The organism is Pseudomonas sp. 10-1B, assembly GCF_000935045.1.
GTDB lineage: Bacteria > Pseudomonadota > Gammaproteobacteria > Pseudomonadales > Pseudomonadaceae > Aquipseudomonas.
Map to the genome: position 1 here is coordinate 77,588 of NZ_JYKS01000031.1, position 24,202 is coordinate 101,789.

General features: G+C 64.4%; 27 protein-coding genes. 16 read left to right on the plus strand and 11 right to left on the minus strand.

The annotated features are described in order from the left end of the window. Positions 1–103: 103 nt before the first annotated feature. The gene (gene fadD2 / locus TZ03_RS17385) at positions 104–1,792 is read right to left on the minus strand and encodes a long-chain-fatty-acid--CoA ligase FadD2 (protein WP_051099443.1); all 1,689 of its coding nucleotides are present in this window, start codon (positions 1,790–1,792) and stop codon (positions 104–106) included. 218 nt (positions 1,793–2,010) lie between these two features. Here fadD2 and TZ03_RS17390 point away from each other — a divergent pair, with 218 nt between their 5' ends. Next, complete coding sequence (locus tag TZ03_RS17390; RefSeq protein ID WP_051099444.1) at positions 2,011–2,955, plus strand: alpha/beta hydrolase; 945 nt, start codon at positions 2,011–2,013, stop codon at positions 2,953–2,955. A 34-nt stretch (positions 2,956–2,989) separates the two neighbouring features. Next, positions 2,990–3,460, plus strand: coding sequence for a MaoC family dehydratase (locus tag TZ03_RS17395; RefSeq protein ID WP_051099445.1), 471 nt, complete (start codon positions 2,990–2,992; stop codon positions 3,458–3,460). Between the two features lie 123 nt (positions 3,461–3,583). Here the strand turns inward: TZ03_RS17395 and TZ03_RS17400 are convergent, their stop codons facing one another. The 5 genes from TZ03_RS17400 to TZ03_RS17420 all read right to left on the minus strand — a co-directional run bounded on the left by TZ03_RS17400 (position 3,584) and on the right by TZ03_RS17420 (position 6,640). Next, positions 3,584–4,822 carry an RNA polymerase sigma factor gene (locus TZ03_RS17400; protein WP_051099446.1) on the minus strand — a complete coding sequence of 413 codons (1,239 nt, stop codon included), beginning with the start codon at positions 4,820–4,822 and terminating at the stop codon, positions 3,584–3,586. Continuing rightward, positions 4,822–5,307, minus strand: a complete 486-nt coding sequence (locus TZ03_RS17405; protein WP_051099447.1) for an SRPBCC family protein — start codon at positions 5,305–5,307, stop codon at positions 4,822–4,824. The genes TZ03_RS17400 and TZ03_RS17405 overlap by 1 nt, the downstream gene beginning before the upstream one ends. A gap of 21 nt (positions 5,308–5,328) precedes the next feature. Further along, entirely contained in the window at positions 5,329–5,673 is a 345-nt protein-coding gene (locus TZ03_RS17410) for a YciI family protein (RefSeq protein WP_051099448.1), read from the minus strand. Positions 5,674–5,717: 44 nt separating this feature from the next. Then, positions 5,718–6,143: a YybH family protein gene (locus TZ03_RS17415; RefSeq protein ID WP_051099449.1), complete on the minus strand. Its 426-nt coding sequence runs from the start codon at positions 6,141–6,143 to the stop codon at positions 5,718–5,720. Between the two features lie 239 nt (positions 6,144–6,382). Beyond that, on the minus strand, positions 6,383–6,640 hold the full coding sequence (locus tag TZ03_RS17420; protein ID WP_051099450.1) for a DUF2790 domain-containing protein: 258 nt from the start codon (positions 6,638–6,640) through the stop codon (positions 6,383–6,385). 342 nt (positions 6,641–6,982) lie between these two features. Between TZ03_RS17420 and TZ03_RS17425 the strand changes: the two genes are divergently transcribed. After that, positions 6,983–7,351 carry a GNAT family N-acetyltransferase gene (locus TZ03_RS17425; protein ID WP_051099451.1) on the plus strand — a complete coding sequence of 123 codons (369 nt, stop codon included), beginning with the start codon at positions 6,983–6,985 and terminating at the stop codon, positions 7,349–7,351. Here the strand turns inward: TZ03_RS17425 and def are convergent. From def to TZ03_RS17440, 3 genes are all read right to left on the minus strand, one after another. After that, entirely contained in the window at positions 7,306–7,842 is a 537-nt protein-coding gene (def, locus tag TZ03_RS17430; protein WP_051099452.1) for a peptide deformylase, read from the minus strand. The two genes, TZ03_RS17425 and def, sit on opposite strands and share 46 nt — an antisense overlap. Beyond that, a complete protein-coding gene (locus TZ03_RS17435) occupies positions 7,839–8,798 on the minus strand; it encodes a YihY/virulence factor BrkB family protein (RefSeq protein WP_051099453.1) in 960 nt (319 codons plus the stop codon). The genes def and TZ03_RS17435 overlap by 4 nt, the downstream gene beginning before the upstream one ends. Positions 8,799–8,990: 192 nt before the next feature. Further along, positions 8,991–9,170 carry a CsbD family protein gene (locus TZ03_RS17440; RefSeq protein WP_051099454.1) on the minus strand — a complete coding sequence of 60 codons (180 nt, stop codon included), beginning with the start codon at positions 9,168–9,170 and terminating at the stop codon, positions 8,991–8,993. Positions 9,171–9,428: 258 nt separating this feature from the next. Between TZ03_RS17440 and TZ03_RS17445 the strand changes: the two genes are divergently transcribed. Beyond that, on the plus strand, positions 9,429–9,809 hold the full coding sequence (locus TZ03_RS17445; protein ID WP_051099455.1) for a hypothetical protein: 381 nt from the start codon (positions 9,429–9,431) through the stop codon (positions 9,807–9,809). On the opposite strand, the gene TZ03_RS17450 is transcribed toward TZ03_RS17445, so the two are convergent. Further along, positions 9,810–10,646: a S1 RNA-binding domain-containing protein gene (locus TZ03_RS17450; protein ID WP_051099456.1), complete on the minus strand. Its 837-nt coding sequence runs from the start codon at positions 10,644–10,646 to the stop codon at positions 9,810–9,812. Positions 10,647–10,774: 128 nt separating this feature from the next. On the opposite strand from TZ03_RS17450, the gene TZ03_RS17455 reads away from it, so the two are divergent. Then, entirely contained in the window at positions 10,775–11,635 is an 861-nt protein-coding gene (locus TZ03_RS17455; RefSeq protein ID WP_051099457.1) for a DUF6279 family lipoprotein, read from the plus strand. Between the two features lie 111 nt (positions 11,636–11,746). On the opposite strand, the gene aceK is transcribed toward TZ03_RS17455, so the two are convergent. Beyond that, a complete protein-coding gene (gene aceK / locus TZ03_RS17460; RefSeq protein WP_051099458.1) occupies positions 11,747–13,462 on the minus strand; it encodes a bifunctional isocitrate dehydrogenase kinase/phosphatase in 1,716 nt (571 codons plus the stop codon). A gap of 252 nt (positions 13,463–13,714) precedes the next feature. On the opposite strand from aceK, the gene TZ03_RS17465 reads away from it, so the two are divergent. The 11 genes from TZ03_RS17465 to TZ03_RS17515 all read left to right on the plus strand — a co-directional run bounded on the left by TZ03_RS17465 (position 13,715) and on the right by TZ03_RS17515 (position 24,201). After that, positions 13,715–14,590, plus strand: coding sequence for a DMT family transporter (locus TZ03_RS17465; protein ID WP_051099459.1), 876 nt, complete (start codon positions 13,715–13,717; stop codon positions 14,588–14,590). Between the two features lie 629 nt (positions 14,591–15,219). After that, positions 15,220–16,056 (plus strand): ABC transporter ATP-binding protein, encoded by an 837-nt coding sequence (locus TZ03_RS17470; RefSeq protein WP_051099525.1) that lies wholly within the window; start codon positions 15,220–15,222, stop codon positions 16,054–16,056. Between the two features lie 40 nt (positions 16,057–16,096). Beyond that, a complete protein-coding gene (locus TZ03_RS17475; RefSeq protein WP_051099460.1) occupies positions 16,097–17,092 on the plus strand; it encodes an ABC transporter substrate-binding protein in 996 nt (331 codons plus the stop codon). Between the two features lie 28 nt (positions 17,093–17,120). Continuing rightward, entirely contained in the window at positions 17,121–17,897 is a 777-nt protein-coding gene (locus TZ03_RS17480) for an ABC transporter permease (RefSeq protein ID WP_051099461.1), read from the plus strand. Next, positions 17,894–18,661, plus strand: a complete 768-nt coding sequence (locus TZ03_RS17485; protein ID WP_051099462.1) for an SDR family oxidoreductase — start codon at positions 17,894–17,896, stop codon at positions 18,659–18,661. Before TZ03_RS17480 ends, TZ03_RS17485 begins: the two co-directional genes overlap by 4 nt. 15 nt (positions 18,662–18,676) lie before the next feature. Next, a complete protein-coding gene (locus tag TZ03_RS17490) occupies positions 18,677–19,216 on the plus strand; it encodes a cupin domain-containing protein (protein ID WP_051099463.1) in 540 nt (179 codons plus the stop codon). 3 nt (positions 19,217–19,219) lie between these two features. Further along, complete coding sequence (locus TZ03_RS17495; RefSeq protein ID WP_051099464.1) at positions 19,220–20,089, plus strand: alpha/beta fold hydrolase; 870 nt, start codon at positions 19,220–19,222, stop codon at positions 20,087–20,089. Further along, entirely contained in the window at positions 20,086–20,913 is an 828-nt protein-coding gene (locus TZ03_RS17500) for an IclR family transcriptional regulator (RefSeq protein ID WP_051099465.1), read from the plus strand. Before TZ03_RS17495 ends, TZ03_RS17500 begins: the two co-directional genes overlap by 4 nt. Before the next feature lies 1 nt (position 20,914). After that, a complete protein-coding gene (locus TZ03_RS17505) occupies positions 20,915–21,712 on the plus strand; it encodes an SDR family oxidoreductase (protein ID WP_051099466.1) in 798 nt (265 codons plus the stop codon). Continuing rightward, positions 21,705–23,387: a thiamine pyrophosphate-binding protein gene (locus TZ03_RS17510; protein WP_051099467.1), complete on the plus strand. Its 1,683-nt coding sequence runs from the start codon at positions 21,705–21,707 to the stop codon at positions 23,385–23,387. Before TZ03_RS17505 ends, TZ03_RS17510 begins: the two co-directional genes overlap by 8 nt. Before the next feature lie 10 nt (positions 23,388–23,397). Then, positions 23,398–24,201, plus strand: a complete 804-nt coding sequence (locus TZ03_RS17515) for an aspartate dehydrogenase (RefSeq protein ID WP_051099468.1) — start codon at positions 23,398–23,400, stop codon at positions 24,199–24,201. Position 24,202 lies beyond the last annotated feature (1 nt).

Here is a 24,202-nt window from a genome sequence, read left to right on the forward strand (position 1 = left end):
GCATTCGCGGGTGAACCCGCTCCCACACAGGTACTGCACAGGCCTTGAGAACTGTGAGGTCCCTGTGGGAGCGGGTTCACCCGCGAAGAAGCCAGCGCCGAACTCAAGCGATGTCACGCAACTCCCGCCGCAGAATCTTGCCCACCGGCGTCATCGGCAGCGACTCGCGCAGCACGATGTGCTTGGGCACCTTGTAGCCGGTGAAGTTGGCCTTGCAGTAGGCCTTGAGCTCATCCACGCTCAACCCACCCTCACGCGGCACCACGAACAGCTTCACCGCCTCGCCGGAGCGCTCGTCCGGCACGCCGATGGCCGCGCAGTTGGCGACCTTGGGGTGGCCCATCACCACGTCCTCGATCTCGTTGGGGTACACGTTGAAGCCCGAGACGATGATCATGTCCTTCTTGCGGTCGACGATGCGGGTGAAGCCGTCCGGGTCGATCACCGCGATATCGCCAGTCTTGAACCAGCCCTGCGCGTCCAGGGCCTGGGCCGTGGCCTCGGGCTGCTGCCAATACCCCTTCATCACCTGCGGGCCCTTGATGCACAACTCGCCGCGCTCGCCCAACGGCAGCTCGTTGCCGTCGTCGTCGATCACCTTGAACGCAGTGCCCGCCACCGGGATGCCCACCGTGCCCAGGCGTGCCAGCTGGCCATAGGGGTTGGTGCTGGCCACCGGCGAGGTCTCGGTCAGGCCGTAACCTTCGACGATGCGGCACCCGGTAAGCGCTTCCCAGCGCTCGGCGGTGGCCTTGACCAACGCCGTGCCGCCGGAGTTGGTGACCTTCAACGCCGAGAAGTCCAGCTGGCGGAAGCCCGGGTGGTCCATCAACGCGACGAACAGGGTATTCAAGCCCAGCAAGGCAGAGAAACGCCACTTGCCCAGCTCCTTGATGAAGCCAGGAATATCCCGCGGGTTGGTGATCAGCACGTTGTGGTTGCCGGTGACCATCATGCACATGCAGTTCGCGGTAAAAGCATAGATGTGATACAGCGGCAACGGGGCGATCATCACCTCCTGGCCGTCCTTGAGCAGCTTCTGCCCGTCCGGCCCGTGCTGAGAGAAACAGGCCAGCACCTGCAGCATGTTGGCCACCAGGTTGCCGTGGGTGAGCATGGCGCCCTTGGCCAGGCCGGTGGTACCGCCGGTGTATTGCAGCACGGCGATATCGTCCAGGCTCAGCGGCACCGGCTTGTGCGACAGTTCGCGGCCCTGGCGCAGCACCTGCTTGAACGGCACCGCCTGCGGCAGTTGGTAGGCTGGCACCATCTTCTTCAGCTTGTCGACCACGGTGTTGACCAGCCAACCCTTGGCGGTGGGCAGCAGATCGCCCATCTTCGCCTCGATCAGGTACTCGATACCGGTGTCGGGCAGCACTTCCTGCACGCGCTTGCCGAACATGTTCAGGTACACCAGCGCACGTGCGCCGCTGTCCTTGAACTGGTGGCGCATCTCGCGCTCGGTGTACAGCGGGTTGGTGTTGACCACGATCAAACCGGCGCGCATGGCGCCAAATACAGCGATCGGATATTGCAGCACGTTGGGCATCTGCACCGCGATACGGTCGCCAGGGACCAGGTCGGTGTGCTGCTGCAACCAGGCGGCGAAGGCCGCCGAATGGCGCTCCAGCTCCGCGTAGGTCAAGGTCACCCCCAGGTTGCTGAATGCCGGGCGATCGGCAAAGCGCTTGCAAGAGCGCTCGAATACCTCGACGACCGAGGCGTAGGCATTGATGTCGATGGTGGAAGGCACGCCCGCCGGGCGCTTGTCATTCCAGAAGTCGGCTTGCATTTATTATTGTTCCTCTGCCTGGACCAGCACTGCGTCCTTTAGTCCTTTACCTGATCGCCCGAAGGCAAAAAGGCGTTGATCCGACGTTAACAGGTAAGCCCAAGGTGGCATATACGCCAAGTGCCGCCATTAACATTGTGAATCTTATTTGTGCCCTTCCTGCAATCCGGCCGGTTGTGCATACACTGTTCGGGTAACCGTGCGCACAAGGACCCGCCATGCCCCACGACGCCTTCTGGCTGCCCGCCAGCGAGCACTGCAGCCTGTACGTGCACCAATGGCTGCCGGCCACGCCGGTAAAAGCCGTGGTGCTGCTGGCCCATGGCATGGCCGAGCATGCCGGGCGCTACCAGCGCCTGGGGCATGCCCTGAGCGAGGCAGGCTTTGCCCTGTTCGCCGCCGACCAGCGCGGCCACGGGCGCACCGCCGAGCTGGGCAGCCTCGGCCTGTTCGCCCGCCATCATGGCTGGAATGCCGTGGTCAACGACCTCGGGCTGCTGGCCCAGCACATCGGCCAGCAGTACCCGTGCACACCGCTGTTCCTGTTTGGCCACAGCATGGGCAGCTACATTGCCCAGGCCTACCTGCTGCACCACAGCGCCAGCCTGCACGGGGCGATCCTCAGCGGCTCCAACTACCAGCCGGCGACACTGTACCGGGTGGCGCGGCTGGTTGCCCGGCTGGAGGCCTGGCGCCAGGGGCCGCTGGGCAAGAGTGCGCTGATCGAGTGGTTGTCGTTCGGCTCGTTCAACAAGGCCTTCAAGCCCAACCGCACGGCGTTCGACTGGCTCAGCCGCGATCCGGCCGAGGTCGACCTGTACGTCAACGACCCGCTGTGCGGCTTTCGCTGCAGCAACCAGTTGTGGCTCGACCTGCTGCAAGGCTTGGCGCAGATCAGCCAGCCGAGTAACCTCGCGCAGATCGATCCGAACCTGCCCATGCTGGTGATCGGGGGTGAATGTGATCCGGTCAGCGCCGGCAAGCGTCTCACCCATCTGGCCGACGCCCTGCGCGCGACCGGCAATCGACATGTACAGCTGCGCGTCTACCCCGAGGCGCGGCATGAAGTACTCAACGAAACCAACCGTGACGAGGTCACCGCCGACATTCTCGGCTGGCTTGAACAGGCGCTGGCCCTTGGCCGCCCTGTGCGCAGTGAATGATAGCCGCCCTCGCCTACTGCTTAAGGAAGCCCCGATGTCCCAGGTCACCAATACGCCTTACGAAGCCCTCGAAGTAGGTCAGAAGGCGGAATACAAGAAGTCCGTCGAAGAACGCGACATCCAGCTGTTCGCCGCGATGTCCGGTGACCACAACCCGGTGCACCTGGATGCCGAGTTCGCCGCCAAGAGCATGTTCCGCGAGCGCATCGCCCACGGCATGTTCAGTGGCGCGCTGATCAGTGCCGCGGTGGCCTGCACCCTGCCCGGCCCTGGCACCATCTACCTGGGCCAGAAAATGAGCTTCCAGAAGCCGGTGAAAATTGGCGATACCCTGACCGTACGCCTGGAAATCCTCGAAAAGCTGCCCAAGTTCAAGGTGCGCATCGCCACCAACGTATACAACCAGAACGACGAGCTGGTGGTAGAAGGTGAGGCCGAGATCCTGGCGCCGCGCAAGCAGCAGACCGTAGAGCTGGTGTCGCCGCCGAATTTTGTGGCTAGCTGAAGTTTGCTGTAGCCAGTACCGGCCCTATCGCCGGCAAGCCACACACAGGATCACCATAATGTCTGATTCTGTGGTGATCCTGTGGGAGCTGGCTTGCCGGCGATAGGGCCGGTACTGCCAACATCATTCAAGAGCCTGTAGCCGCCGCTCGATATGCCGCCGCTCCGGCGCTTGCCGGGTCAGCGCCAATGCCTGCCGCCAGGCCGCCCGTGCCTGCTCCAGCTGCCCCAACTGGTAATGCAATTCACCCCGCGCCGCATGCGCCAGGTGATAATCCAGCAGTTCACCGCGTTGCAGAATCCCTTCGATTTCCCGCAGGCCAACCTCCGGCCCATCGCGTTTCGCCAGCGCCACGGCCCGGTTCAGTGCCACCACGGCTGACGGCCAATGCCGCTGCAGCACGTCATACAGCCCGACAATCTCCGCCCAGTCCGTCGCCTCGGCCGTCGCCGCTTCGGCATGCACCGCAGCAATCGCCGCCTGCACGGTATAGGCACCGAACGCCCGGCTTTGCAGGGCTTGGCGCACCAGTTCACAGCCTTCGGCGATGCGTTGCCGATCCCACAGACGACGGTCCTGCTGTTCCAACACCACCAGGTTGCCCTGGGCATCGGTGCGCGCTCGCTGCCGGGACGCCTGCAGCAACATCAGCGCCAGCAGGCCGACCGCCTCCGGGTCTGGCAACAACTGCACCAGCAGTCGCGCCAGGCGAATGGCTTCATCGCTCAGTTCCTGCTGCAACAGTACCTCGCCCGAGGACGCCGAATAACCCTCGTTGAACACCAGGTAGATCACCCGCAGCACGCTCTCCAGGCGCTCGGGCAGCTCGTTCAGTTCCGGTACCTGATAAGGGATACCGGCATCGCGGATCTTGGCCTTGGCGCGGACGATGCGTTGGGCAATGGTGGCTGGGCTTTGCAGGAAAGCGCGGGCGATCTGCTCGGTGGTCAGGTCGCAGACCTCGCGCAGGGTCAGCGGCACCTGGGCATCGGCAGACAGTGCCGGGTGGCAGCAGGTGAAGATCAGCCGCAGGCGATCGTCCGCCAGCAGCTCTTCATCGCTGGGGTCTTGCGCCTGGCCTTCGAGCAGCATGCTCAGGTCCGCCTGGGAACGGTCGAAGCGGGCGCGCCGGCGCAGGGCATCGATGGCCTTGAAGCGCCCGGTGGAAACCAGCCACGCCCGCGGGTTATCGGGAATGCCGTCACGCTGCCAGCGCTCGACGGCGATGAAGAAGGCATCGTGCATGGCCTCCTCGGCCAGGTCGAAATCACCCAGCAAGCGGATCAGCGTGGCCAGGATACGCCGCGACTCCCGCCGGTACACCGCCTCGACTTCGGTACGCACTTGCGCCAGTGCCGCCATCAGTCGGGCATCCGCTGGGTCACCACCTCCACCAGGCGGTCCAGGCTTTCTCCCCAGCCCTGGTGGAAGCCCATTTCTTCATGGGCAAGGCTGTCGGCGGCACTCCAATGCCAGGCGCGGGCGGTGTAGCGGGTCTTGCCCTGCTCCTCGTCAAAGCTGATCACGGCGGTCATGAAAGCCTTGTCCGAAGGCACCCAACCGGGGCCAAAGGCATCGGTGAACACCAGCCGGCGCGGTGCGGCAATTTCCAGGAACACGCCCTGGGTCGGGTACTCACTGCCATCCGAAGCACGCATCAGGGTGCGGAACAGGCCACCGACCCACAACTGCATCTCGCACTCTGGGGTGGTCATGCCGTGTGGACCCCACCACTGCATCAGCCACTGAGGTTCGGTCCAGGCACGGAACACCTTGGCCGGCGGCGCGTCGATCAGGCGGCTGATGGACAACTCGTGTTGCGCTTGCGCAGGTTGGGCAAGGCTCATGCTGGTCGTTCTCCGTTGCTGTCAGGGTTGCAGTTCGCGCACCGGTCGCACCTCGACACTGCCGACCCGTGCGGCGGGGATGCCCTTGGCGATGTTCAGCGCTTCGTTCAAGTCGCGGGCCTCCACCAGGTAAAAGCCGGCCAACTGCTCCTTGGTTTCGGCGAACGGGCCGTCGGTCAGGCTCATGTGCCCGTTGCGCATGCGCACCGTGGTGGCGGTCTGCACCGGCTTCAGCGCCTCGGCCGCCAACATTCGCCCGGAGCCTTGGATGGCTTCGGCGTACGCCATGCATTCGGCGTCTTCCGGGCTGTCGGGCAGGCTGTGCAGCAGCCCCTCGTCACAATAGACCAGACACAGGTATTTCATGGTCGCCTCCAGGGCATTGGCAAGGTGCGTTTGGCGATAACGGCTCAGGGCTTGAGATCGAACAGGGCTTTCTGGGTTTGCATGTCGAACGGCGCCGACCAGTGTTCGTGGATCACCTGCCACTGGCCACCTTGACGACGATAGCCCACGGTGGCGCGCATGAAGCCGCACTGGCTCTCGTCGTCTGCCGGGCCACAGCGGTTCAGCCAGTGGGCCAGGGCCAGATCGCCGTCGGCATGCACGGTCAGTTGGGCGAGCTCGAAGACCATGGCACCGGGGCACATGCCCATGCACATTTCCCAGTGCGCCGTATAGGCGGCCTTGCCTTTGAATTGCAGGGCCTGGATGGCATCGAAGGCGACGATGTCATCGGCGTAGGGGGCGGTGATGTTGGGGATGTCACGATCGCGCACGGCCTGCATCCAGCGCTCGATCAGTTGGCGGATCTCGGTTTCGGCTGCGGTGCTCATCGGGGGTTCCTCCGACAGGTCATAGATGGTTGGGCACGCGAAGCAGCGTGCCTTCACCTATGGTCGAACATGAGGCGGAGAAATCGACAGAGCTTGAAGATTATTCTGAATGCTGATGGCCTCATCGCCGGCAAGCCAGCCCCCACAAGGGCCGCGCAGTATTCAAATGCTGCGAAGATCCTGTGGGAGCTGGCTTGCCGGCGATGAGGCCATCAGCAACTACATCAATAACCGGTCGATCACCCCTGCTGGCAGCCCTCACCCATGGCACGGTACTGGATGGTGTGCACCTGGCCCTGGTGGTCTTCGTAGGTCATGGTCGCAGGTACCACTTCGCAGACATTGGGGATGGTCGACAGGTTGATCACCCGCTTGATGTCCAGGTTCATGGAGTAGTCGTACTGCTGGACCACAGGCTCGCTGGAGACTGGTTTGGCCTCATCGGCGAGGGCGAACGAGGACATACCGACCAATGCAAGAATCAGTAATGGTTTCATGTGGGTTTGCCTTTTGAGCATTCAAGCTGATCGATTGACTTCTATTGCGGAGAAGTTGCCATCTACGCTGAAGATGGCACGAAGTACCGATCCCGCTTCGTACTGCCAGGGGGGATGTATGAAAGTCTACTCCCGGCCTGGAATAGTTGAACCCCGAAGTCGGATATTCACCCTTGCCGGTTTTGCAACAATCTGCGACAAAATGGCTGCAGATCATCGGGCCAGAGCCTTTGGCCACCTTTCAGGGTAGGACTCGCCATTTCTGAAAATTTGTCATGTTCGACACTTTCGGACACTGAACGCCGGCTGCTGGACCACTTTTACCGCCAGCATGGCTCGCGCATGCGTGCGGCGGGCGATGCTGAACTGTGGGTGGCGCGGGCACCAGGCATCATCGCAGGGTTGAGCCTGAGCGCGGTGGGTGACGGCTTCTGGCTGACCGGGTTGTTCGTCGCCCCGCAGCGGCGCAGCCAAGGGGTGGCTGGGCGTTTGCTGGAGGCAGCGCTGGCACACGCCGGCGGGCCCACCTGGCTGTTCTGCCACCCGGACCTGGCGCCCTTCTACCAGCGCCTGGGCTTCGACATGGCCGGGCAACTGCCCGAATCCCTGGCCAGCCGCCTGCAACGCTACCAGCGCAGCAAACGCCTGGTAGCGCTGGTGCGGGGTCAGTCGTCGCTGGCGTCGAGCCCGGGGAACAGCACCTCGGTATAGCCGAACTTGGCGAAGTCCTGAATGCGCGACGGGTACAGCCGGCCGATCAGGTGGTCGCATTCGTGCTGCACCACCCGCGCATGGAAACCGTCGGCAAAGCGGTTGATCGGCTGGCCCTGGGGGTCGATGCCTTGGTAGCAGATGTGCTTGAAACGCGGCACCACGCCACGCAGGCCGGGCACCGACAAACAGCCCTCCCAGCCGTCCTCGACCTCGGTGGAGGTCGGCGTGATCACCGGGTTGAGCAGAATGGTCTGCGGTACCGCTTCGGCATCCGGGTAGCGCTCGCTGCGCTCGAAGCCGAAGATCACCAGTTGCAGGTCGACGCCGATCTGTGGCGCAGCCAGGCCCACACCGCCCACATGGCGCATGGTTTCGAACATGTCGTCGATCAGCTGCTGCAGTTCGGCGCTGCCGAGCATGTGTTCGGGCACTGGCGGGGCGATGCGCAGCAAGCGTTCGTCGCCCATCTTGAGAATGTCACGGATCATCGGGGGTTCGGCTCGGCGGTATGGGGTTCGCTCGGTTTCGGGTGCTCGTGGCCCAGTACCGTCAAGGTTTCCTTGGGCTTGTCGCCGTCGAAGTCCTTCTCGCCAGGGTTCTTGCCCTCGGCTGACATGTGTTCGATCACCGCGTTCATTTCGGCGCCGAGCAGGAGCACGGCGGCCGAGATATAGAAATACAGCAACAACACGATGATTGCACCAATGCTGCCGTACATGGCGTTGTAGTCGGCAAAGGTTTTCACGTAATAGGCAAAGCCCAGCGAGGCCACGATCCACACCACCACTGCCAACACCGAGCCGGGTGTGATGAAGCGAAACTTCTGTTTCACATCAGGCATCACGTAGTAGATCAGCGCCACGGCGACCATCAACAGGATCACGATGACCGGCCAGCGCAAAACGGTCCACAAGGTGACGATGAACTCCTGCATGCCGACCTGGGAGGCGATCCATTCCATTACCTGCGGGCCCAGCACCATCAGCGCCGCCGCCGCCAGCAGCATGCCGGCCAGGCCGACGGTATAGAAGATGGAAAGCGGGATGCGCTTCCACACCGGGCGGCCTTCGGGCACGTCGTAGGCGGCGTTCATCGCGCTCATCATCAGGCGCACGCCGGCCGAGGCGGTCCACAAGGCAATCACGATACCCACCGATAGCAGCCCACCCTTGGACTGCTGCAACTGGTCGATCACCGGGTTTACCTGCTCCAGCGCCTGGGGCGGCAATACCAGTTCCGATTGCAGGCGCAACCACGAGAAGAAGTCGGGCAGATGCAGGAAGCCGATCAGGGCTATCAGGAACAGCAGGAAGGGGAACAGCGAGAACAGCGCCTGGTAAGCCAGGGCCGAGGCATAGGTAGACATCTCATCGTCGAGGAATTCCTTGACGGTGCGTACCAGCACGCGGTGCAGAGGCAGGCCCTGCAGGGCGGGAAAAATCATAGCGTCTCCTTTCGCCGCTCGATCGATTCACCAGACAAGTCTAATAGACCATGCCGCTGCTGTGCTGCTCCCGGCGTTTCAAGAAAAAACCAAGGTGCCTGCAGCGGCCTCTTCGCGGGTGAACCCGCTCCCACAGCAATGATGCATCCGTGGGAGCGGGTTTACCCGCGAAAAGGCCAGTGCAGGCTCGGATCAAGGCTTTTTCACCGCGTCCTTGATATCACCCTTGATCTGCTGACCTTCACCTTTGATTTCCTGCGCCTTGCCCTCGGCCCGCAGCTTGTCGTTGTCGGTCACCTTGCCAACACCCTGCTTGATGTTGCCGATCGCTTCGTTGGCCAAGCCTTTCGCTTTGTCTTTGGTACCGCTCATGGCAAAACTCCTGCAATGGGGGACACGTGGACCGTGTCGACAGTCGGTGGACCGAACACCTTCGCCAGGAGTTTCAACGGATTTTCCATCGATAAGCCGAGCGGCGACTGGCCTCTTCGCGGTGGCTGTGGTGAATCCTGTGGGAGCGGGCTTGCCCGCGAAGAGGCCAGCACAGGCACAGCAAGTTACAAACCTTGCCCCGCCCCGTGCCACCCCTCACAATGCAGGCCTTCATAGCGTCAACCCGCAGGAACCTGCATGAAACTCGACAAACCCGCCGCCATCGCCCGGCGCAACGAAGCACTGGCCCGGCCGGTACTGAACAGCAGCAACACCCTGTTCGCCATCCTGGACAACAAACGCAACCTGTGGTGGTTCGAAGTGCCGGTGGCGCTGCTGGGCAAGGGCCAGGCCGACTGGGTCAACCTGCTGCTGCACACGCCAGAAAGCGACGAACTGCAGCACCTGAAGGTGCCCACCAACTTCCTCAAGGCTCACCTGGAGCAGATGGAAGTGCGCAAGCCCGGCAAGCGCCGCTCGACCATCAGCCTGGCCCTCAGCGCCGACCGCGACTCGCTGCTGCGCGACACCCGCCCGGGTGGCGAGCAGCTGGACTTCCGTACCTTCGTGCAGGCCTGATCAGGCCTTCTCGATACGATCGTCATGGATGACGATACGGCCCTGCTTGAACAACCCGCCAATGGCCTTCTTGAAGTTGCCCTTGCTGACGTTGAACAGCTTGCTGATCAGCGCCGGGTCGCTCTTGTCGCACACGCCCAACACCCCGCCTTCGGCCTCCAGGCGCGCCATGATCTGCTCTTGCAGGCTATCGGCCAGGGCCGCGCCGACCGGTTGCAGGCTCAGGGCGATCTTGCCGTCGTGGCGCACTTCCTTGATGAAGCCCTTCTCGTGCATGCCCGAACGCAGGAACTTGAACACCTCGTTCTTGTGGATCAGGCCCCAGTGGCGGTTATTGATGATGGCCTTGAAGCCCATCGGCGTTTCGCCGGCCACCAGCAGCTCCACCGGCTGCCCGACGTTGTAGTCGGCCGGGGTGACGTCGAGATAGCGGTCCAGCCGTGAAGTGGCGGTGATGCGGCGGGTGCGCTTGTCGAGGTAGACGTGTACCACGCAGTAATCGCCGATCTTCAACGGCCGCGCCTCTTCCGAGTACGGCATCAGCAGGTCCTTGGACAGGCCCCAGTCGAGGAAAATGCCGGCACCGTTGATGTCCTTGACCTTGAGGCTGGCGAACTCGCCGACCTGCACCTTGGGCTTTTCGGTGGTGGCGATCAGCTGGTCTTCGCTGTCCAGGTAGATGAACACGTTCAGCCAGTCATCGACTTCGGTCTCGGCGTTTTTCGGGATGTAGCGCCCAGGCAGCAGGATCTCGCCATCGGCGCCACCGTCCAGGTACAGACCGAAGTCCACGTGTTTCACGATTTGCAAACTGTTGTAACGCCCAAGCAGAGCCATTTCCGATGATCCTCAAGACAAGGGGGCTATTCTACACCTGAAGCCAGCGTATCGCCCGACCGCTGATGCGCTGGAGCCGCCAGCCTCCCCTTACGCTACCGACTGGCCGCCATTGCAAGGATCAGCACATGCCCCCACGCCTGTCCAAAGCCCTGCTGCTAACCATCGGTTTCGCCCTGGCCCTGGCGGCCTGCAGCCGCATCGACCTGGCCTACCGCAACCTCGACCGCCTGGTGCCGTGGTCGCTGGGCGACTACCTGGACATGAACCGTGAGCAAAAGGCCTTGCTCGACGCTCGGCTCAAACAGCACCTGGCCTGGCATTGCAAGACCCAGCTGCCCGGCTACCTCGACTGGCTCGACCGGGTACGCGGCATGGTCGCCAATGACCAGGTGACTGACCAGGCCCTGCAGCAACGCACCCGCGAAGTCCGCCAGGCGATTGGCCGGGTTGCCGCGCAGGTCACCCCTTCGGCCACCGAGTTGTTGCGCGGCATGAGCGATGCCCAGGTAGCGGAAATGCGTGAAGCCTTCCGCGATGACATCAGCGAACGGCAGAAGCGCTATGTGGATACCCCACTGCCCAAGCAGATCGCCCGCCGTACCGAACGCATGGAAAAACGCCTGACACCCTGGTTTGGCGAACTGACCCCGGTGCAGAAGCAACGGGTGCAGGCCTGGTCGCAGGCGCTGGGTGACCAGAACCGCGAATGGATCGCCAACCGCGCTCACTGGCAGCAGCAATTGTTGCTGGCGATGAACCAGCGCAATGACGCCAGCTTCGAGCCGCGCCTGGCGACATTGTTGCAGCGCAAGGAGAGTTTATGGACGCCGGAGTACCGGGCGGCGTTTCAGAATACCGAGCAACAGGCGCGCAGTTTGCTGGTGGACCTGGTGCAGCAGAGCACGCCGCAGCAGCGGCGCTTCTTGCAGGAGCGGTTGGGCAAGGTGCGCACCGATTTCAGTGAACTGAAGTGTTTGAAGGAATGAATGTGAAAAGCAGGCCTGGCCTCTTCGCGGGCAAGCCCGCTCCTACAGGGATTGCGTAACCTGTGTAGGAGCGGGTTTACCCGCGAATGGGCCAGGCCTGCAACAGCAAAATCACCGCCCCTTGCGCCGATACGGAAACACATCGATCACCTTCCCCTCCCGTATCGCCGCCTGCAGCCCCTTCCAGTAATCCGCGTCATACAACTCCCCATGCAAACGGCTGAACAAGCGCCGCTGGCCGATATCGGCGAACAGGAACGGTGGAAACTCCTCGGGAAACACGTCATGCGGGCCGATCGAGTACCACGGCTCGCCCGACATCTCGTCTTCCGGGTAACGCGGCGGCGGGATATGGCGGAAGTTCACCTCGGTCAGGAAGCTGATCTCGTCGTAGTCGTAGAACACCACCCGGCCATGGCGGGTAACGCCGAAGTTCTTCAGCAGCATGTCGCCGGGGAAGATGTTCGCCGCCGCCAGTTGCTTGATGGCCAGGCCGTAATCTTCCAGCGCTTCCAGCACCTGGCCTTCACTGGCGTTCTCCAGGTAAAGGTTCAGCGGCGTCATGCGCCGTTCGGTCCAGCAATGGCGGATCAGCACCGTATCGCCCTCCAGCGCCACCGTGGAAGGCGCCACCTCCAGCAGTTCGGCCAGGCACTCCGGGTCGAACTTGCCACGCGGAAAGCGGAAATCGGCGAACTCCTGGGTATCGGCCATGCGCCCCACGCGGTCGACGCTTTTCACCAGCCGGTACTTGTCGATCACCGTGGCGCGGTCGACAGTCTTGGACGGCGAAAAGCGGTCCTTGATGATCTTGAACACGGTGTTGAAGCCCGGCAGGGTGAATACGCTCATGACCATGCCACGCACCCCGGGCGCCATGATGAAACGATCATCGCTGGCGGCCAGATGGTTGATCAACGCCCGGTAGAACTCTGACTTGCCGTGCTTGTAGAAACCGATCGAGGTGTACAGCTCGGCGATGTGCTTGCCCGGCAAGATACGCTTGAGGAAGTTGACGAACTCTGCCGGCACCGGCACATCGACCATGAAGTACGAGCGGGTGAAGGAAAAGATGATCGACACCTCGGCCTCGTCGGTGATCAGCGCATCGGCCTCGATGCCATGGCCTTCACGGTGCAGCAGCGGGATCACCAGCGGCCATTGCTCGTCGCTGTTGTACAGGCGGCCGACCAGGTAGGCGCCCTTGTTGCGATAAAGCACCGGCACGAACAACTCCACGGCCAGCGCCGGGTCCTTGCACACCCAGTCGGGCAGGCATTCGCGCAGTTGTTCTTCCAGGCGCGTCAGGTCACCTTCCAGGTCGCCATAAGGCACATCGAACGGGTAATCGGCGAACAGCGCACGCAACAAGCTCTTCAGGCTGCCTTCAAGCCGATAGGTGCGGGTTTGCGCGGCGCGCTCGCGGCCGCGCATGGATGGCCGGGTGGTGTGGATGAACATGCAGCCGTCGCTGATCTGGTCGTGGCTGAACAGGCTGCAGAACAGCGAGTTGTACCAGGTCTCGGACAGCTCATCGTCCAGCCTGGGGTCGATCAGGTGGATATAGGCGTTTTTCACCAGCGGCCACTGTTCCACGTCCAGCAGCACTTGTGCGGCAAAGGCCTGGCGCAGCCAGCCGTTGACCTCGGCGACTTTCTCTTCATAGAGGTTGATGCGGGCAGCAGCGGCCTGCTGGATGTCCTGCCAGCGCGCCTGCTCGAAGCGCTGGCGGGCACCGAGGGTGATGCGCTGGAAATGGTCGCGGTAGTCGTCGAAGCCAGCGAGGATCATCCGAGCGATTTCGACGGCGGGCCAGGGTTGGGACATGCGGGGGAAGCCTCGGTGCAATGTTGAGATACAGAGCTTAGCCCCCTGCGCCATTCTAGGCTGTTTCTTCCGGCCTCTTCGCGGGCACGCCCGCTCCCACAGGTACACCACAGATCTCAAGGGCTGTGATTTACCTGTGGGAGCGGGCGTGCCGGCGATTAGGCCAAGCCAGGTTTACACCGCAAGAAAGCACAAGAATCCGCCCTCCCCCTGGCGTACACTCGCGCCCCTGCCCTGCCTCCGGAGACCGTTGTGAGCCCCATCGCCCTAGCCCGCCTGCTGACCCTTGCCGCCGTCTGGGGGGCGAGTTTCCTGTTCATGCGCATCATCGCCCCCGAGCTGGGCACGCTGCCGACCGCGTTTTTCCGCGTGTCCATCGCCTGTCTGGGCCTGGTCGCCATCGTGGCGGCCGCCCGCGTGCGCTGGGACTTCCAGGGCAAGCTCGGCGCCTGCCTGGTGCTGGGCATGATCAACTCCGGCATCCCTGCCACCTTCTATTCCGTGGCCGCCCAGGTATTGCCAGCAGGCTATTCGGCGATCTTCAACGCCACCACACCGCTGATGGGCGTGCTGGTGGGCGTGCTGTTCTTCCGCGAACCGATGACCCTGGCCAAGCTCTGCGGCATCTTCCTTGGCTTGTTCGGGGTCGGCATCCTCAGCGGCGCCGGGCCGGTGGCACTGGACATGGCCCTGCTGCAAGGCGCCCTGGCCTGCCTGGCAGCGACCACCTGCTACGGTTTTGCCGGCTTTCTCGCACGCCGCTGGATCAGTGGCCTGGACAGTCGTCTGTCGGCGCTGGGCAGCATGCTCGGCGCCACGCTGATGCTGAGCCCGTTGTTCGCCTGGAGCGCGCTGAGCCAGCCGCCCGCCAGGTGGGGCGGCTGGCAAGTGTGGTTGTCACTACTGGGCCTGGGTCTGCTGTGCACTGCCTTCGCCTATATCCTGTACTTCCGCCTGCTGGAGGAAATCGGCCCGGTCAAGGCCAGTACCGTGACCTTCCTGATTCCGGTATTCGGCGTGTTGTGGGGGGCGTGGCTGCTGGACGAGCCGCTGTCGATGGCACACCTGTACGGCGGGCTGTTGATTGGCGTGGCACTGTGGCTGGTGCTGCGCCCGGCGCGGGCTTGATAGTGCTTGCCACAACATCTTGGGCGCCTATGAGATCGAGCGCCGCCCGCGCGGCGCATCGCGAGCTGGCGCTCGCTCCTACGTTTGTTTCGGGCCAGTAACGCCTGTGACAAGCGCGCGCGCCCGCCTTGTCCGTACGACGCAATATCGAGCCATGCACCAAGGCGTTCGCGCGCAAATCCCCCAGGCATAATTGGCCCGAAACAAACGTAGGAGCGAGCGCCAGCTCGCGATGCGCCGCGCGGGCGGCGCTCGATCGCACAGGCGCCGAAAATGTTGTGGCAAACACTTGGTGGCCTTCCCCCTATCTCCCGGCAAGCGCCCACACCCGCCCTCTGTTTCACCCCTGAAACAATTACGTAACGTTGTTTCCTACGCCGTTACCAGAAACGCCCTACTTCTTCGCACCTTCATTTTGAAGTGCCCTCGCGCTGTGCAATTTCGTGCCATATAAAAAACCATGTTTCATATATAAAACGTGACGTTTTTTGCCGAGTTCTTTCAACCCATTAATAAACAAGCACTTTTCCAATTGAATGGGCGTATTCACCCACCTGGCATTGTTCATGCACTAAACGGCGTACCACCTATAAAACAGACCAGAGAGCACTCCAATGGCTGTGAAAGAGATGTACGCAATTGCCCAGCGCTGGGATACCCCATCTCCCCAAGGCGCCCCGGCACCGACGGAAATCGAGTTTCACAACGTCGGCAAATGCTTCAAGAGCAAAGGCCAGGTCGAAGCGCCCTTCGCCATCCGTGACGTGAATTTCAAGATCCGCCGTGGCGAAGTGGTGTCGATCATCGGCCCATCCGGCTGCGGCAAGAGCACCATCCTCAACATGGGCTCTGGCCTGTACCGCCCAAGCGAGGGCGAGGTGCGAGTCGGTGGCGAGGTGGTGAACGGCCCGGTATCCAGGGTCGCCTTCATGCTGCAGAAAGACCTCCTGATGCCCTGGCGCAGCATCCGCCGCAATGTCGAACTGGGCCTGGAGATCCAGGGCATGCCGGCCGCCAAGCGCCAGCCGATCTCCGAGGATCTGCTCAAACGCTGCCACCTTCAAGGCTTTGCCGACCACTACCCGTTCCAGTTGTCAGGTGGCATGCGCCAGCGCGCCGCCCTGGCCCGCACCCTGGCCATCGACCCGCAGGTGCTGTTCCTCGACGAGCCGTTCTCGGCCCTCGACGCCCAGACCAAGATGATCCTGCAGCAGGACCTGGCGCGGATGCTGTTCGAAGAAAAGAAGACCGCGCTGTTCATCACCCATGACCTGGTCGAGGCGATCGCCCTGTCCGACCGCCTGCTGGTGATGAGCGCGCGTCCCGGCACCATCATCGAAGAAATCGAAATCGACCTGCCGTTTCGCGATAACCCGCTGGAGCGCCGCAAGCTGCCCGAGATCGGCCCCCTGGCCGGGCGCCTGATGGAGCTGCTGAAAGTCGGCGAAGACACCGAGCTGCATTGAGCAACGCCCCAACGGTCCATCCATCGACTCAGGAGTAAGCATGTTCACGTCATTCTTCAAACGCCTGGCACCTGGCGCCCTGCTGGCCCTGGGCCTGAGCCTGCAGGCCCAGGCCGAGCCGACCAAGGTCACCTACCTGCTGCCGGCACCGCCCAGCTCGCCGGCCTTCGCCCCCTGGATCATCGCCAAGGAAAAGGGCTACTACAGCGACCGCGAGCTGGACGTCACCTTCATCGCCGCCAAGGGCGGCGTCGATGTGGCCAAGCAGATCGGTGCCGGCAATGCCATGGTCGGCGGCGCCATCGGCGATACCCCGATCATCGTCCGCGCCAATGGCATCCCGGTGCGCGCCGTGGCCGTGCTCGGGGCGGGTGGGGTCACCATGATCGCCACCAACGCCGACGAGCACATCCGCTCGGTGAGCCAGCTCAAGGGCAAGACCCTGACCGTGATGTCCTATTCCGACACCACCTACTACGCCCTGCTCGCCTCGCTGCGCAAGGCAGGCCTGGGCAAGAACGACGTGGACATCCAGGCCGCCGGGCCATCCGGTGTCTGGCAACTGTTCTCGGCGAACAAATCCCAAGCCATGGCCGCCGTGCCGGACTGGGTGGTCAACGCCGAAGAGGCCGGGCTCAAGCTCGAACTGATCCCCCGCGAACAGATCTTCGAAAGCATGGCCCAGGCCATCCTCGCCTCCGACGACGCCATCGCCCAGCACCCCGAAGTGGTCCGCGGCGTGGTCCAGGCCACCCTGCAAGGCATGCGCGACATCATCCAGGATCCGAAGGCCGCCGCCGCCACCTTCGCCCGCGCCGTACCGGCCTACGCCGGCAAGGAAGCCTCGCTGGAGAAGACCCTGCGCCTCTACGTGCAGCACGTCTATGCCGGCCAGCCGGTGCTCGGCCGCATCGACCCGGCACGCCTGGACACCGTGCGCAAGTTCTATGTCAGCGAAGGCATCGTGAGCAAAGAGCCAGCGCTCGACGAGCTCTACAGCAACCAGTTCATCGAAACCAATACCGCGGCCAAATGACGGCCAACGCAACCAAGGTAATCGCCCGATGAGAAACCTCAACACCTCCGTGCTCGGCAGTGTCGCCCTGCTGGTCCTCTTCCTCGTACTCTGGCAGTGGGGGCCGGGACTGCTCGGCATGCCCGAGTTCGTCATGCCGCAGCTCAGCCGCGTCGCCCAGGAAAGCCAACTGATGTGGCAGACCGGCGACCTGCTGCAGCACACCCTGATCACCGCCTTCGAGATCATCGTCGGCTTCGCCCTGGGCGCCCTGCTGGGCGTGATGATCGGGGTATCGCTGGGCCTTTCGCCCTCGGCCGAAGCCATGCTCTCGCCGTACATCCTGGCCCTGCAGATCGCCCCCAAGGTGGCCTTCGCCCCGCTGTTCGTGATGTGGCTGGGCTACACCATCTACCCGAAGATCCTGATCGCCATCCTGATCGTGTTCTTCCCGGTGATGATCAACGTGCTCTCGGCCATCCGCACGGTCGACCCCGACATGATCAACCTGGTGCGCACCATGAACGCCAGCCGCTGGCAGATCTTCCGCCTGGTGGAATTCCCTTCGGCGATGGCCGCGCTGTTCTCCGGCCTGCGCATCGCCTCGACCCTGGCCGTGATCGGGGTGACCGTCGGCGAACTGGTCGGCGGCAACCAGGGCCTGGGCTTCCTGCTGGTGGACGCCGAAGGCCAGGGCAACACCGCCGGGGTATTCGTCGCCATCGTCATGCTCACCCTGATCGGCGTGCTCGCCTACGGCGCGGTGGTCTGGGCCGAGAAGCGCGTCCTGCATTACCTCCCCAAAGCCATGCTGAGTACCCAATGATGACTTCCTTCAAAAACCTGCTCGAAGGCCGTCGCGTACTGGTCACCGGCGGCGCCAGGGGCCTGGGTTATGCCTTCGCCCAAGCCATCGCCCAGGCCGGTGCGCGCGTGGTGATCGCCGACATCCTCGCCGGCCGTGTGCAGCAGGCCGCGTGCGACCTGACCGCCCAAGGCCTGGATGTCAGCGGCGTGACCCTGGACCTGGCCAGCCCCGCGTCCATCGACGCCTGCGTCGAGCGCACGGTCAAGCGCCTGGGTGGCCTCGACGGCCTGGTCAACAACGCCTCGATCACCAACTCCGGCGGCAAAAGCTGCGAGGAGCTGGACATCGAGACCTGGGACCAGGTCATGCAAGTCAACGTCCGTGGTACCTGGCTGATGACCCGTGCCTGCCTGCCGGCCTTGCGTGCCAGTGGTCATGGGGCGGTGATCAACCTGGCCTCCGACACCCCGCTGTGGGGTGCGCCGAACCTGCTGGCCTATGTCGCCAGCAAGGGCGCGGTCATCGCCATGACCCGCAGCCTGGCCCGCGAGCTGGGCAACGACAACATCACCGTCAATGCCATCGCCCCCGGCCTGGTGCTGGTCGAGGCCACCGCCTACGTGCCCGAGGCCCGCCACCGCCTGTACACCGAACAACGGGCCATCCAGCGCCCGCAACTGCCCGACGACGTCAGTGGTGCAGTGCTGTTCGCCCTGTCCGACCTGTCGCGTTTCATCACTGGACAAACCCTGCCGGTCAACGGCGGGTTCGTCATGCCCTGAGCAAAGGAGAAGACCATGACCGACCTTTCTGCCCAACACGACACCCCCAAGTCCTGGGAACAACCTGCCGGCACCGACCTGGCCGGCTGGATGCAGACGCGCATCGCCCGCTACGAGACCCGCCGCTACGACTGGGATGCGCTGAAGTTCCAAGCCGACTACGACCCCAAGTTCCGCCGCGCGCAGATGCGCTACGTGGGCACCGGCGGCACCGGTGTCGGCAGCGACATGAACACCATCCCCTCCGAACACTTCACCTTCTCCACCATGGTCATCCCGGCCGGCCATGAAGGCCCGCCCCACCTGCACACCGACGTCGAAGAAGTGTTCTTCGTGCTGCGCGGCAAGCTCAAGGTGATCATCGAGAAGGACGGCGAGCGCTACGAGACCGTGCTCACCGACCGCGACCTGATTTCGGTGCCGCCAGGGGTCTACCGCGAGGAGATCAACATTGGCGACGAAGACGCCCTGATGTGCGTGATGCTCGGCGCCAAGAAGCCGGTGACCCCAACCTATCCGCCAGCCCACCCGCTGGCCTCGATCAAGCGCGGCTGAACCATGGACCCGGTCATCGACAATCCCGTCGCGCCGTTGCTGCGGCAACTGCAGCACGGCTTCGCCGAGCGCGTGCTGGGCCTGGGCGGCGGCCAGCAGGCCGTGCGCGAGGCAGGCAGCGGTGCGGCCATCGTGTTGCTGCACGGCATCGGCTCGGGCGCTGCGTCGTGGCTACAGGTAGCCCTGGCGCTCGGCCAGCGGGCGCGGGTCATCGCCTGGGACGCCCCCGGCTATGGCCAGTCCGCGCCCTTGCCGATGGCCGCACCCAAGGCCTGCGACTACGCCGGGCGCCTGGCGCAACTGCTCGACGCCATGGACATCGAGCGTTGCGTGCTGGTCGGGCATTCCCTGGGCGCGCTGAGCGCAGCGGCGTTCGCCCAGGCCCAGCCCGAGCGGGTCAGCCGCCTGGTGCTGCTCAGCCCGGCTCGTGGCTACGGCGCGCCCGAACTGGCTGAGCAAGGCCGAACGGTACGTGCCAAGCGGCTGGACAACCTGCAGCGCCTGGGCATCGCAGGCATGGCCCAGGCACGCAGCACGCACATGCTCTCGGCTACCGCCAGCGCCACGGCCCAGGCCTGGGTGCAGTGGAACATGGCGCGCCTGCAAGCGCATGGCTACCGCCAGGCGGTAGAGCTGCTGTGCGGCGACGACCTGCTGCGCTACAGCCGCCAGGCCGCGCCCTGCGAAGTGCACTGCGGCAGCGCCGACGGCATCACCCGGCCCGAAGACTGCCAGGCCGTGGCCGATGCCTTCGCTGCGCCCTTCACCCTGATTGCCGGTGCCGGCCATGCCTGCGCCATCGAACAACCCGATGCGGTGACCGGGCGCCTGGCCCTGGCACTGGCCGCTTCCCCTACAGGTACTGTGCTATGAACGATACGGATTCGTTGAAAGACAACCAGGACAAGTACATCGTCCCCGGCCTCGAGCGCGGCCTGCTGCTGTTGTGCGAATTCAGCCGGCAGAACCGTACCCTGACCGCCCCGGAGCTGGCCCGGCGCCTGGCACTGCCGCGCTCGACCATCTTCCGCCTGCTGACCACCCTGGAAACCATGGGCTTCGTCACCCGCAGCGGCAACGAGTACCGCCTGGGCATGTCGGTACTGCGCCTGGGCTTCGAATACCTGGCGTCGCTGGAACTGACCGAACTGGGCCAGCCGCTGCTGGCCCACCTGTGCGACCGCCTGAACTACCCGAGCAACCTGGTGGTGCGCGACGGCCGCTCGATCGTCTACGTGGCCAAGGTCTCGCCGCCTTCGGTGTTCTCCACCGCGGTCACCGTCGGCACCCGCCTGCCCGCCCATGCCACGGTGCTCGGGCGCATCCTCCTGGCCGACCTGAGCCTGGCCGAGCTGCGCGAGCTGTACCCGGAAGAACACCTGGAACAGCACTCGCCCTGCACGCCGAAAACCGTGCTGGAGCTGTTCGACCTGGTCCAGGCCGACCGCCTGCGCGGTTATGTCAGCGGCGAGGGCTTCTTCGAGTCGACCATCTCCACCGTCGCCGCCCCGGTGCGCGATGCCAGTGGCCGGGTGGCCGCCGCCCTGGGGGTGACCATCCCCACCGTGCAGATCAGCCACGTCAATTTCGACAACCTGCTCGGCCAGGTGCGTGGCAGCGCCGACGAGCTGTCCAGGCTGCTCAACTACACGCCCCAGAGCGGCCAAGGCCGTGTCACTGCGCTGATGAGGGACTGAGATGAGCCTCTACCAACTGCATGAGCGAACCGCCATCGTCACTGGCGGCTCTTCCGGCATCGGCCTGGCCTGCGTCGAGCTGCTGCTCGAAGCCGGCGCCCGCGTGGCCTTCTGCGGGCGTGACGCCGAGCGGCTGCGCCGCACCGAGGCAGATCTGCGCGAACGCTTCCCCGAAGCGCGCCTGCTCGCCCAGGTATGCGATGTGCTCGACCCCGCCGCGGTGCAGGCCTTCGCCGCCGCCAGCCTGGCCGCGCTCGGCCCGGCCCAGGTGCTGGTCAACAACGCCGGGCAAGGCCGGGTCTCGACCTTCGCCGACACCAGCGACGCAGCCTGGAGCGACGAGCTGCACCTGAAGTTCTTCTCGGTGATCCACCCGGTGCGTGCCTTCATGGCCCAGTTGCAGAGCCAGGCCGGCGCTTCCATCGTCTGCGTCAACTCGCTGCTGGCCAGCCAGCCGGAGCCGCACATGGTCGCCACCTCGGCCGCCCGGGCGGGGCTGAAGAACCTGGTGCGCTCGATGGCTTTCGAATTCGCCGAACACGATATCCGCGTCAACGGCATTCTCATCGGCCTGGTCGAGTCGGGGCAATGGCGCCGACGCTTCGAGGCCCGCGAAGAACGCGAGCTGGACTGGGCGCAATGGACCGCCCGCCTGGCCCAACGCAAACACATTCCCCTGGGTCGCCTGGGCCTGCCCAAAGAGGCAGCCCAAGCCATCCTGTTCCTGGCTTCGCCCCTGTCGGCCTACACCACTGGCAGCCATATCGATGTATCCGGAGGCCTGTCCCGCCATGCGTAATGAAAACACTGTCACCGTCGGCGCCGTCATCACCGCCTTTCTCGAACAATGCGAGGTCAAGGCCGCGTTCGGCGTGATTTCGATCCACAACATGCCGATCCTCGATGCCTTCGCCGTGCGCGGCAACATCCGCTTCGTCATGGCCCGCGGCGAAGCCGGCGCCACCAACATGGCCGATGCCTATGCTCGCACCAGCGGCGGCCTGGGCGTGTGCCTGACCTCCACCGGCACTGCCGCCGGCAACGCCGCCGGGGCCATGGTCGAGGCGCTGACCGCCGGCACCCCACTGCTGCACATCACCGGGCAGATCGAAACCCCCTACCTGGACCAGGAGCTGGCCTACATCCACGAGGCCCGCGACCAACTCACCATGCTCAAGGCCGTGTCCAAGGCTGCCTTCCGCGTGCGCAGCGTGGAGACCGCGCTGAGCACCCTGAAACTGGCGGTGCAGACCGCCCTGACCGCGCCCACCGGCCCGGTCAGCGTGGAAATCCCGATCGACATCCAGTCCACCTTCATCCCCATGCCCAGCGACCTGTCGCCGCTGCCGGTACCGGTCGCGGTACCCGCCGCCGACGCCCTGGACCTGGTCGCCGAACGCCTGGCCAGCGCCACCCGCCCGCTGCTCTGGCTCGGTGGCGGTGCCCGCCACGCCGGGCCACAGGTCAAGCGCCTGCTGGACATGGGCGTGGGGGTGATCACCTCGACCCAGGGCCGCGGCGTGGTCAACGAAGACGACGAACGCTGCCTGGGCGCCTTCTCGCAGAACAAACTGGTCGAAGGCTTCATGCAAACCTGCGACGCCCTGGTGGTGGCCGGCTCGCGCCTGCGCAGCAACGAGACCTTCAAATACGCCTTGAAGCTGCCGCGCACCACCCTGCGCATCGACGCCAACCCAGCCATCGAAGGCCGCAGCTACCCCAGTGACCTGTTCATCTGCGGCGATTCGGCGCTGGCCCTCGACGGCCTGGCCGACCGCCTGCAAGGTCGGCTGCGCATCGACCCGAACTTCCTGCCCGAGCTCAAGGCCGTGCGCGAACAGGCGCGGGCGCAACTGGTCGCCGACCTCGGCCCTTATTCGGCCATGGTCGAACAGTTGCAGGCCCTGACCGGGCGCAACTTCTCCTGGGTGCGCGACGTGACCCTTTCCAACAGCATCTGGGGCAACCGCCTGCTCAACCTCTACCACCCGCTGGCCGGCGTGCATGCCCTGGGCGGCGGTATCGGCCAGGGCCTGGCGATGGGCATCGGCGCGGCGGTGGCGGCGGCGGAAACGGCGCCAGGGCGCAAGGTATTCGCCCTGGCCGGCGACGGCGGCTTCATCCTCAACCTGGGCGAACTGGCAACCCTGGTGCAGGAAAACGCCAACGTGGTGATCCTGCTGATGAACGACCAACGCTACGGGGTGATCCGCAACATCCAGGACGCCATCTATGGTGCCCGCCATGCCTATGTCGAGCTGCACACCCCGGACTACGCCAAGCTCGCCGAGTCCATCGGCCTGCGCCATGGTCTGGTCCGCGACCTGACGGACTTCGGCCCGCTGCTGGAAAGTGCCTTGGGCGAAAGCGGCCCGTTCCTGCTGGAGGTGGACATGCTCAGCGTCGGCGGCTTCGCCACTCAGTTCGCCGGCCCGCCCAACAGCGAAACCAAGGCCCAGAAGGCCACGGCCTGAGGAACCTGCCATGTTGCATATCACCATGATCGGTTGCGGCGCCATCGGCGTCGGCGTGCTCGAACTGCTGGAGCAGGACCCGCAGCTGTGCGTCGACGCGGTCATCGCCTCGGCCGGCTCCGAAGACCTGGTGCGCCAGCGCCTGGGCAGCTTCCGCCAGCCGCCCGAAGTACTCACCGCCCTACCCGCCGAGGCACGCCCCGACTTGCTGGTCGAGTGCGCCGGGCACCGGGCCATCGAGGACCATGTGCTGCCAGCCCTGGAGCGCGGCATCGCCTGCCTGATCGTCTCGGTCGGCGCATTGTCGCAAGTCGGCCTGGTCGAACGCCTGGAAGCGGCAGCGGCGCGCGGCAACACGCGGATCGAACTGTTGCCCGGCGCCATCGGCGGCATCGATGCCCTGTCGGCGGCCAAGGTCGGCGGCCTGGACTCGGTGGACTACACCGGACGCAAGCCGGCGCAAGCCTGGAAGAACACCCCGGCCGAACAGGTCTGCGACCTGGACAGCCTGCGCGAGGCCACGGTGATCTTCGAAGGCAGCGCGCGCGAAGCCGCGCGCCTGTACCCGAAGAACGCCAACGTCGCCGCCACCCTGTCGCTGGCCGGCCTGGGCCTGGACCGCACCCGGGTGACCCTGGTCGCCGACCCGCACAGCGAGGACAACGTCCATCACTTCGAAGCCCGTGGTGCCTTCGGCGGCTTCGAGATGAGCCTGCGTGGCAAGCCGCTGCAGGCCAACCCGAAAACCTCGGCCCTGACCGTCTACAGCGTGGTCCGGGCCCTGGGCAACCACGCCCACGCCATTTCCATCTAGG